Below are 10,223 nucleotides of genomic sequence, written 5' to 3'. Positions count from 1 at the left end.
CACGAAAATGCTTGGGTTGGAAGACCGCTCACGAATCTTTCGCAGAAGAACTGTCGCACTTGGTTTGACAATCCGTCATATAAAGTAATATTAATAGTTTCACAAATAAGTTGATAAAGCCCCGCTAACCTAAATAAGGTTTGGCGGGGCTTCATCAATAATTAGTTGAAATCAACGGCTTTCATACAAAACGATACAGATTTTTAACTACACAACATTACTTCAACTCGAGAGCTTGTGATTGCATCAATTAACTATAGATTTAATGTGTCCTGCTGCATTATTAAATTGCTGAACAAATTTTTTAGAATTCTCGTATTTTTTTGGTAATTCGTTATGGAACAAATGAATCTGTTCCATTAATTTATTATGAGTTTGGAAGTCCATTTCATGTTCATTTGATATTTGATTTCGTACAAGAGGTTCATAATAATTTTGTAGTAGTGAGAGATCATTTTTTAAAGAATCTACATCAAGTGGATTAGAAGTATTATTTTTTAGAAGTTCGAGTCGATCATTTACAAAAATAATAGACGCGTATGCATCAAACATAAGTACAGCAAGTTGATCCGTTTTTTTATTTTCATCAATTTTAGCCAGAGTCTGATTTAACGTCTGAACACTTGAAACAAAGCTATCATAGTAATTTGAGTTCTCGTCATTGGCTTCTTTATTATTGAGGTTTCTATTAATAAGAAGAATGACAGATAGAATAACAAGAAATATAACGACAAGAGCAACGGTTTTAGTATATTTTTTATTCTTCATCATTAGTTTAATTCAACGTATGATTTACATACGCTGAAGCTGACCAGATTTTTATTGATATTATGCTGGTAGATCTATAAAGTTCATCTGTTGAGATTAAAACTTTCTTTTTCAAGCGTATCCCTCCTAATTTAATGGGTATTCAAGGACTAATATCCATTAAACAATAAATACCAGGTTATCACACATAAATGTAATAATGTGCATTTTTTATTAAAAAAATATAGAATTATAAATTTATTAATCCGAGGTCAGCTAAAGCGTTCGGTTAAGGATACGAGAGTGAAGCAGTTCAGCCAGATTCTTTCAAGTTACAGATGGCCTTACTAAGAGATAGAATTTTTTATATAGACTATGACCCAACCTCAATCCAGGCCAAGTCAGGTAAAAAGTTTTTTTGATGTTGAAGGATCTTTTAAAATAAAAGGGAAGGTTGAATTTTTGGAGGAGGAATGGGAATTAGTGGATTAATGATATAAAACGGATATATATTTAATTATCTTCATGGTTCAAGAGCAGATAAAACTATGACAAGTAATCTTATACTACTTTACTATAAATTAATTTCTTTATAGAATGCTTCTTTTTAGATGGTGCAGTGTTCAAAACAGAATGCACCATCTAAGAAAGCACGTTACCCACGATATATTTTTAACGAAAACGTGATAATGCAAACCTTCCAATATCCTGATCCGTATGTCCTGTTTGCACCAAGTCGGATAGAATCTGCCCAATGGCACTTGCGAACTTGAAGCCGTGACCGGAGAAACCGCCTGCGAGCCACACACGTTCATGGGCAGGGTGTCGGTCGATAATAAAGTCTTCATCCGAAGTGAATTCATACTTGCACACACTACCACGTTTCAATGCTCCAGCTGCCTGAGGCATATGAAGTTCGAGCAGCCTGCGCAGATCCCCCTCGTCCGTTTCTTCCGTACCAAAAGGAGCCATTGTACTTCCTGGTGTCCACACCTGACCCGTATCATGACGACCCATCTTCAGTCCTGTTCCGCCAATGCTTGGAAATCCATAATATGTACCTTCTTTTCCTGCCAGTGTAAAACCGGGGAAGTGTGCCTCGCCGTATAAGGCTTCTGGTGCATCAAACCATCCAACCGTTTTACGCACAGCCTGGATCGGGAGATCCACGAAAGGTTTTAACGTCTGAAACCAGGCACCAGCGCTCAGGATGATTTGATTCGCATGGTATGTCTCGCCACCTGAAGTCTGAACTGCCACGGAATGTGGTCCGTATTCGATATGCTCCACACGAGTGTGAGTTAACAAGGTGGCACCTTGATCCTCACCTGCCTTGCGAAAGGCACGTATGCAGCGTTCACTATACAAATAACCCGCATCAGGCTCATACATACCCTCGTAATGTTCAGGTACTGTAATACCTGGCCAGCGTTTCATCACCTCGGCTGCATGTAACGTTTCATACCGAATGCCTGCATCATCTGCATGGCTCAATCGGTTGTGGAAGGAATGAATCTCCGGATCAACCACATTCAATACACCAGAAGGAACAAACAGTTGGTGGCCAGTTGTTTCCTCCAGTTCGTGCCATAACTCCTGTGCAAGCAGTGCCATGGCAATATAGTCAGGCCCACCACTGTACACATGGCGCATCAGTCTGGTATCTCCGTGATGGCTTCCTTCCGTGTGCGGAGGATCAAAGGCATCAATCAGTAAAGTTTTACATCCACTGCGCGCTAGATAATAACCCGCACTCATGCCCATGGAGCCGGTTCCTACGATAATAACGTCATATGATTTTGTGGTCATGGTTCCGCCTCCTAGTCTATTTCCAATGTTAATCTTCTAAAGCATAATGTAGTCTCCCCACTTTTAATAGTCAATAGAACAGCTTATAGAGAAGAGAGAGATGTTAATAGAACATATTAATAGTAAAATGGACTTCTACAATGAATGTTGCAAAGGAGACCTCGCATGAGTGAGCAATTTAGATTTGATCTGTTTCCACTAATTCAGACAGAACGATTCATCCTTCGATCAGCAGAGGCTGGGGACAGCCACGACTTGTTGGCGTTATATTCGGATGAAGCTGTGGTTCAATATATGCCATTCACTCCCTTTGAATCCGTGGAAGATGCACAGGGTGAGATGAACTGGTATGCGAAGATTTTCCAGGAACATACGGGTTTACGCTGGATGATTGAAGACCGTGAAACTCGTAAAGTGATCGGAACCTGTGGGTTCTTGAACTACGAAGATGTACATAACCGTGCAGAGATTGGATACGACTTGTGTTCCTCTTTCTGGGGCAGTGGTGTTATGACGGAAGTGGCCGATGCTGTGCTGCATTTTGGATTCACGAGCATGCAACTCAACAAGATCGAAGCGAAGGTTGAACCGGTGAACGAGTCGTCAATCCGCCTGCTGCACAAGCTTGGTTTTCAACAAGAGGGTGTACTGCGGCAGCATGAGTTTGAGAAAGGCAGATATATTGACCTTGCGGTGTTCTCTAAGTTACGAAGCGAAATATAGGCAAGCTAGCCCACAAGGATTCCAATGACTCCATCTCATTCCAGAGCCGTAAGGCTTGTCCCTCTGAATGAGCCCATGCTATATTGGAGAGATGTGAGGAGATGAGGATATGAAGCTGGTGTCCTGGAATGTGAATGGCTTAAGGGCATGTGTTACCAAAGGATTCATGGATTATTATCAAGAGACTCAGGCGGATATTTTCTGCCTTCAGGAGACCAAATTACAAGCCGGACAGATTGAGATGGACCTGGGGGAAGATGTTTATCAATATTGGAATTATGCGATCAAAAAAGGATATTCCGGTACGGCTGTATTTAGCCGAATTAAACCTTTATCCGTTCGTTACGGGATGGAGGAGGACAGCGAGCCGGAAGGACGGATGATTACACTGGAATATGATGAGTTTTATCTGGTGAACGTCTATACCCCTAACGCGAAGCGGGATCTGACCCGGCTGCCTTATCGTCTGGAATGGGAGGATCGATTCCGGTGGTACATTCTGCAATTGGAGCAGACTAAGCCGGTTATCGTCTGTGGTGACCTGAATGTGGCTCATCAGGAGATTGACCTGAAGAATCCGAAGCCCAATCTGGGCAATTCCGGATTTACCCTTGAAGAGCGTGGCAAGATGACTGATTTGCTTGCTTCCGGGTATGTAGACAGCTTCCGTCATTTGTATCCGGATCGTACGGATGTATACAGCTGGTGGTCTTATATGCCGAAGGTTAGAGAACGGAACGTGGGCTGGCGCATTGATTATTTTCTCGTATCCAATCAATTGGCACCTAAGGTGGCAGATGCGCATATCGACTGCCACGTGATGGGCAGTGATCATTGCCCGGTGGGTCTTACGTTGCAACTATAGGTAAGGATCATTGTGAGATAGATTGAGGTAAGAGTTTTAGAATACAGGTATAGATGAACTGCAAGTTTCCTGAATGGGAGATTTGCAGTTTTTTTGCGTCACAGGTAGGGGAGGGACACTGGACTTTGGTTGGGGAAAGAACTGGACTCGGGATTGTTTCAATCCCGCTATTTCTTGGGTACGATTGAAGCATACATATATAGATGAACCTTTGGGGTAAGGGGTAGAGAAGATGAAGAAGGGGTTACGGAAAGGGTTGAAAGTGCTGGGAGGCATAATGCTCGCCGCAGGGCTTTTGCTGCTGACGGGAACGGCGTATGAGGCTTATCAATCCACGCAGGATATGAAGTCCTATCCCCCGCCAGGCAAGTATTATGAAGTGAGTGGTCGCAACATGCATCTCTACACTGCTGGCAAAGGAGAGGTAACGGTGGTATTTGCCTCAGGCTGGGGTACGCCCAATCCGTATGTGGATTTCAGTCCGCTATATGACAAGTTGAAATCACAGGTGAAAATTGCGGTATATGATCGGTTCGGGTATGGATACAGCGATTATACGGATGAACCTCGTGATGTCGACACCATCTCGGAAGAGATTCACCAATTGCTGCGAACATCCGGTCAACGTCCACCTTACATCATGGTCGGTCACTCCATGGGTGCGCTGGAGACACTGCGGTTTGCACAAAGGTATCCTGATGAGGTGGCAGGCATGGTCATGATCGATGGTGGCAGCCCAGAGTATTACAGTCGTACGGACCTGGATACACCAGAATGGATGATGGATTGGTCCCGTTTTCTGGTGAAAACAGGCATCGCACGAACGTTGCTGCAATCGGATCGCATGATGGCATCTCTGGTCATTGACCCGAAACTGGTAACGGAAACGATGAAAAAGGCCATCACGATATCCACGCTGAGACATGCGTACAATGACAATGTCATGGATGAGGTTCGGAATTCCAGAACGAATGCAGCGTGTGTGCTTGAGAACAAAACGAAGTTCGACTTCCCCTTGACAATCCTGACAGCCGGTTCGGAGGAGTCGGATGAGGACAGTCAGGCATGGCAGACCGATCAAACGGATTTTGCTTCATGGTCAAGACACGGAACACAGCTGACGGTTCCACACGCGAAACACAGTATCCACAAAAGTCAGCCGGATATTGTCGTCGCCGAGATCATGAAATTAGTGACACCGTCCAGTGACCTATGAGTAACATGATTCCGCAAACACATGATGAACAGGATGAGGAGGAGGGATGGATGAAAAAGATTAGAGTTGTCACCCGATTCCTGTCCATACTCGTAGCCAGTTGTCTATTGTCATTGAGTGTATTATCTGTATCTGTCATATGGGTCAAGAATAACGTCGATGCGGTGCCCGTTATCCAGACGTACGAACGTGAGTAGCATATTAAACTAAGAAGAAGGAGTGATTATTGATGATGAAGAAAAAGAAGGTTTTAATGGCTTGTGCGGCATTGGCGATGGTAGTGGCCTTAAGTGCTTGCAGTAGCGCGGCTGACGAACCGACAGGTGATACTGAGAAGGTGGATACCGAAGTTTCCTCCGGAACTGGTGAACAAGCCACGAATGAAGGAACGAGCGAAGCAACAACAAGTGGAGTGACCGAGACGGAGGGTACGACTGCGCCAGCCGACTCAGATTCAGATAGCGGTGAGCAAGCTGCTGCTGGAAACAGTGAGTTGCCAGAGAACTTGCCAAGTGACTTCCCCCTACCGGAAGATGCAACGATTCGTTTAGCTAACTCCGGTGAGAATGAAGGCAAGCAATCAGCCATGGTGATTTTCTCCACTGAACAAGATATGAAAACCGTATCCCAGCTGTATAAAGATTACTTTAACGCCAAAAAGTTAACGGATGCAGGTCAGACGATCGATGACAAAAATATTATTATTCAGGGAACCGACCCGGAGACGCAGGATGTCTGGTCCCTAATTGGTGGAACATTGGCGGGGCAGGAAGGCGTCATTGAACTGACGTTGACCTGGACAGAATCTTAAGCAGAAGATTAGGTGCATTGTTCTTACCTACTTTCTATCTACCAATAATAACGAATGAACGCCATAATACCTTGCATACGGAGCCGCATTATTGCTGCACCGCTGTAAGGTATTTTTTATTCGAACTGGAAACCTGACAAGTTACATGGTATGTTATATCATTATACAAGAAGTAATAGACAACTATAGAAGAAGACAGGAGAGGATTGAACATGATTAGAGTGGGTATTGTTGGTTACGGTAACTTGGGTAAAGGTGTAGAGAAAGCCATTTCCCAGAACGAGGATCTGGAACTGATTGCTGTGTTTACACGTCGTAATCCGGAGCAGATGGTCGCTGAAAGCACAGAAGTACGTTTTGAGCATATCTCTGCAGCGGAGCAATACATAGGCAAGGTTGATGTTATGATCCTCTGTGGTGGTTCTGCAACCGACCTTCCAGAGCAGACACCAGCCATCGCCAAGTTGTTCAATACGGTAGATAGCTTCGATACACATGCTAAGATTCCTGAATTCTACAAGGAAGTTAATGCTGCGGCAGAGCAAGGCGGTCACGTAAGTGTCATTTCCACAGGTTGGGACCCAGGTTTGTTCTCCATGAACCGTCTGCTTGCACAGTCTATCCTGCCAGAAGGAAAAGAGTACACGTTCTGGGGCAAAGGTGTGAGCCAAGGTCACTCGGATGCTATTCGTCGTGTTCCAGGCGTTAAGGCGGGCGTACAGTATACTGTACCTGTTGAAGAGGTGATCAATCGCATTCGTGCAGGGGAGACACCAGAGCTGTCTACACGTGAGAAGCATCTGCGTCAATGTTATGTGGTAGCAGAAGATGGTGCTAATCAAGATGAGATCCGTGAGACGATTGTGTCGATGCCTAACTATTTTGCAGATTACGATACAACAGTAACGTTCATTAGCGAAGAAGAATTGAAATCCGAGCATGAAGGTATGCCGCATGGTGGATTTGTGATTCGCAGTGGGGTTACAGGTGCCGGTCAAAAGCAAATTATTGAATTTGGTCTGAAACTCGACAGCAATCCTGAATTTACAGCAAGCGTACTTGTGGCGTATGCGAGAGCAGCGCAACGCTTGAGCGTGGAAGGACATAAGGGAGCGAAAACGGTATTTGATATTCCGCTCGGTCACTTGTCTCCGAAATCGGCTGAAGATCTTCGCCGCGACTTGTTATAATTCTGATTCATTCCTGTGATTTGTATAACAAACAGCTCGTCCTTGGATATATAGGACGAGCTGTTTTTTTTCTGTATACGTTTCATACATTCGTATGAATTAGCAAGGTACATTGCTGGTTATATTCCTGCTCATGCTCTTGCGGAAATGGCACCCTACACCCAGTGTGAGGGAATGTTAAGATGATCCGGCAACTTGGTATTCACATTACCTTTGGCTGCATTAATCTGCGATTGCGTCAGGAAGATGCCACCTCTCAGGTCTGCATCGCCCAGATCCGTATCCCGCAAGTCTGCGCCAATCCAATCCGCATTTCGTGTATCTGCATTTCGGAGGTCGGCCGCGATCATTAAAGCCCCCCGGAAGCTTGCGCCCCGCAGGTCAGCCCCTTTTAAATTGGCACCAAAAAAGTCACTTCCGGTACGTTTTTTACTCTTCTTCGACTTCCCTTGTCCATGAGCGGTGGGTGGAACATTCGCGCGTACCATTTCACTCGCCTGAACCAGCAGTTGATTCACACTGGACCGATAATTGGCGATGTCCAGAAGGAGAAGAGCCGCAGGCTCCAGATTGCTCAAGTGCTCAATCTCCTCATATAACTCACCAAATGCCGAGTGAAGGAATGACGTCTCCGGTCTCATCATCATTTCCTTCATATAACTGAGCAACTCGTGAAGTTGTCGCAAGGCAGGCAGACAATCGAACATCTCGTTTGCAGTCTCTGGATGATCACGCCAATCTTTGCCCGCGTAGGTCACTTGGGACAGCTTCTGTCCAGCTCCGAAACAGTCGTATACCGTGCAGCCTTTGAACCCTTTCTGCCGAAGCTGGGTATGGATACCGCAGCGATTGTCCGTGCGCAGATTGGGACAGGGTGTGCCGCTGGCTTTATCAAAAGCAAAGTCAGATGACTTGCCATAGGGCAAGGCAACACAGCACAGGCCAAAACATTGCTCACAGTCTGCGCTAAGATGAGGACTCGCAGTGCTGGCAAATGGTTGGTTAGACAATGTAAACACTTCCTTATAATAGTACACATAGATGAAATTACGTCAGTACCACTTTACCATTGCCCTGGGATTAGATCAATTGATGATAAGGAAAAAGGACGTTTCCCAAATTACATGGGAACGCCCTTTGATCGTGGAGAATCCTTCCGTTATTCAGGAATTTCTCCATATTATTCTGTATTTAAATTAAACTACACCTTGAGCGATCATGGAATCGGCTACCTTGAGGAAACCGGCGATATTCGCTCCGGCTACGAGGTTGCCTTCACAGCCATATTCTTCAGCAGCTTCTACACAGCTGGTGTAGATGTTCTTCATGATGTCATGCAGCTTTGCGTCTACTTCTTCAAATGACCAGGACAACCGCATGCTGTTCTGTGACATTTCAAGAGCAGACACGGCTACACCGCCGGCATTCGCCGCTTTGGCTGGACCGAACAGTACGCCTGCACCGTGGAAGACGTCAATGGCAGCCAGGGTGGAAGGCATATTCGCACCTTCGCCAATGGCTTTTACGCCACCTTTGACCAGCAGGGCCGCAGCTTCTTCATCGATCTCGTTTTGTGTCGCGCACGGAAGAGCAATATCACAAGGAATAGACCAGATGCCTTCACAGCCTTCGGTAAATGTAGCATGCGGGTGTTCTTTGATGTATTCGCTGATGCGCAGACGATCAACCTCTTTCAGACGTTTCACGGTATCCAGGTTGATGCCTTGTGGATCGTGTATGTAGCCACCTGAGTCACTACACGCCACGACTGTAGCTCCAAGCTCCTGTGCCTTCTGTATGGCATAGATGGATACATTGCCTGAGCCAGAGACAACGACTGTGCTGTCCTTGAAGCTGAGCCCTTTGGATTGCAGCATCTCCTTCACAAAGTACACACAGCCGAAGCCAGTCGCTTCTTTACGTGCCAAGCTTCCTCCGTACAGCAGACCTTTACCTGTCAAAACGCCTGCCTCATGCCCGCCATGGATACGTTTGTATTGGCCGAACATGTAACCGATTTCCCTTGCGCCTACACCAATGTCACCTGCGGGTACATCGGTATCGGAACCAATATATTTGTACAGCTCTGTCATGAAGCTTTGCGTGAAACGCATCACTTCCAGATCTGATTTTCCTTTGGGATCGAAGTCAGAACCACCTTTACCACCACCAATAGGCAGTCCGGTCAACGCATTTTTGAAAATCTGTTCGAAGCCGAGGAACTTGATGATGCCCGAGTATACGGAAGGGTGGAAGCGAAGTCCGCCTTTGTACGGACCAATGGCACTGTTGAACTGTACCCGGAATCCACGGTTAACCTGAACTTTGCCCTGATCATCTACCCACGGGACACGGAATGTGATTACACGTTCGGGTTCGACAAGCTGTTCCAGCAGACTATGGTTCTTATATTTGGGATGTGCTTCAATGACAGGAATAAGGGAATCCAGGATTTCTTTGACAGCCTGATGGAACTCGTCTTCGTGCGGATTTCTCGCGACAACCGACTCATAGACGGAATGAACATATTCTGCGGCAGTAACTTGAGCTGACTCTGTAGTTTCTTTTGTTATCGTGGACACTTTTTCAATGCACTCCTTTATTGTGTTAAAGTCTGTAGATGCTTATTTGCATAAATTGCATAAAAGTTTGTAGTTAAATATACAGGAAAGCAAATAAAAATACGAGATGGAAATCCATAAAATGTTTTTTATGCAGTAATTAAAATGTTCTATGGATCTACCATCTGATGTGAAGAATGAAGTTATCAAATGGAAGATATGACCACTAATAAGAATAAAACAGCAAGTTAGCCGAATATACTGGATTAATATATTAGTTTTGGTAAGATGGTAAGAAGGT

Annotated in this window: 10 protein-coding genes; 6 read left to right on the top strand and 4 right to left on the bottom strand. The window is 45.1% G+C overall.

Annotated features, from left to right (window positions below; all coding sequences use genetic code 11):
- Positions 1-246: 246 nt before the first annotated feature.
- Together HF638_RS17475 and solA are read right to left on the bottom strand one after the other, a co-directional pair.
- Positions 247-771, bottom strand: a complete 525-nt coding sequence (locus HF638_RS17475) for a hypothetical protein (protein ID WP_169481339.1) — start codon at positions 769-771, stop codon at positions 247-249.
- 648 nt (positions 772-1,419) lie between these two features.
- Positions 1,420-2,556 (bottom strand): N-methyl-L-tryptophan oxidase, encoded by a 1,137-nt coding sequence (gene solA, locus HF638_RS17470; protein WP_169481338.1) that lies wholly within the window; start codon positions 2,554-2,556, stop codon positions 1,420-1,422.
- Positions 2,557-2,721: 165 nt separating this feature from the next.
- Here solA and HF638_RS17465 point away from each other — a divergent pair, with 165 nt between their 5' ends.
- The 6 genes from HF638_RS17465 (at position 2,722) to HF638_RS17440 (ending at position 7,361) form a co-directional block, all read left to right on the top strand.
- Positions 2,722-3,279: a GNAT family N-acetyltransferase gene (locus tag HF638_RS17465; protein WP_169481337.1), complete on the top strand. Its 558-nt coding sequence runs from the start codon at positions 2,722-2,724 to the stop codon at positions 3,277-3,279.
- 109 nt (positions 3,280-3,388) lie between these two features.
- Entirely contained in the window at positions 3,389-4,144 is a 756-nt protein-coding gene (locus tag HF638_RS17460; protein WP_169481336.1) for an exodeoxyribonuclease III, read from the top strand.
- Positions 4,145-4,376: 232 nt separating this feature from the next.
- On the top strand, positions 4,377-5,360 hold the full coding sequence (locus HF638_RS17455) for an alpha/beta hydrolase (protein ID WP_169481335.1): 984 nt from the start codon (positions 4,377-4,379) through the stop codon (positions 5,358-5,360).
- Positions 5,361-5,410: 50 nt separating this feature from the next.
- Entirely contained in the window at positions 5,411-5,557 is a 147-nt protein-coding gene (locus HF638_RS17450; RefSeq protein ID WP_169481334.1) for a hypothetical protein, read from the top strand.
- A gap of 32 nt (positions 5,558-5,589) precedes the next feature.
- On the top strand, positions 5,590-6,171 hold the full coding sequence (locus HF638_RS17445) for a hypothetical protein (protein WP_169481333.1): 582 nt from the start codon (positions 5,590-5,592) through the stop codon (positions 6,169-6,171).
- Between the two features lie 212 nt (positions 6,172-6,383).
- Positions 6,384-7,361 (top strand): diaminopimelate dehydrogenase, encoded by a 978-nt coding sequence (locus HF638_RS17440; RefSeq protein ID WP_370739099.1) that lies wholly within the window; start codon positions 6,384-6,386, stop codon positions 7,359-7,361.
- 155 nt (positions 7,362-7,516) lie between these two features.
- On the opposite strand, the gene HF638_RS17435 is transcribed toward HF638_RS17440, so the two are convergent.
- Positions 7,517-8,371, bottom strand: coding sequence for a pentapeptide repeat-containing protein (locus tag HF638_RS17435; protein WP_169481332.1), 855 nt, complete (start codon positions 8,369-8,371; stop codon positions 7,517-7,519).
- Positions 8,372-8,557: 186 nt separating this feature from the next.
- Positions 8,558-9,943, bottom strand: a complete 1,386-nt coding sequence (gene gdhA / locus HF638_RS17430; RefSeq protein WP_481856162.1) for an NADP-specific glutamate dehydrogenase — start codon at positions 9,941-9,943, stop codon at positions 8,558-8,560.
- Positions 9,944-10,223: the final 280 nt, after the last annotated feature.

Origin of the sequence: Paenibacillus sp. SZ31 (genome assembly GCF_012912005.1) — a bacterium.
Classification (GTDB): domain Bacteria; phylum Bacillota; class Bacilli; order Paenibacillales; family Paenibacillaceae; genus Paenibacillus.
Note: the sequence above shows the minus strand (reverse complement) of the source record. Positions and strands in the feature narration are given on the sequence as shown.

Coding starts and splice junctions, on each gene's coding strand:
- HF638_RS17475 (WP_169481339.1), bottom strand. CDS start 771: ATGATGAAGAATAAAAAATATACTAAAACCGTTGCTCTTGTCGTTATA.
- solA (WP_169481338.1), bottom strand. CDS start 2,556: ATGACCACAAAATCATATGACGTTATTATCGTAGGAACCGGCTCCATG.
- HF638_RS17465 (WP_169481337.1), top strand. CDS start 2,722: ATGAGTGAGCAATTTAGATTTGATCTGTTTCCACTAATTCAGACAGAA.
- HF638_RS17460 (WP_169481336.1), top strand. CDS start 3,389: ATGAAGCTGGTGTCCTGGAATGTGAATGGCTTAAGGGCATGTGTTACC.
- HF638_RS17455 (WP_169481335.1), top strand. CDS start 4,377: ATGAAGAAGGGGTTACGGAAAGGGTTGAAAGTGCTGGGAGGCATAATG.
- HF638_RS17450 (WP_169481334.1), top strand. CDS start 5,411: ATGAAAAAGATTAGAGTTGTCACCCGATTCCTGTCCATACTCGTAGCC.
- HF638_RS17445 (WP_169481333.1), top strand. CDS start 5,590: ATGATGAAGAAAAAGAAGGTTTTAATGGCTTGTGCGGCATTGGCGATG.
- HF638_RS17440 (WP_370739099.1), top strand. CDS start 6,384: ATGATTAGAGTGGGTATTGTTGGTTACGGTAACTTGGGTAAAGGTGTA.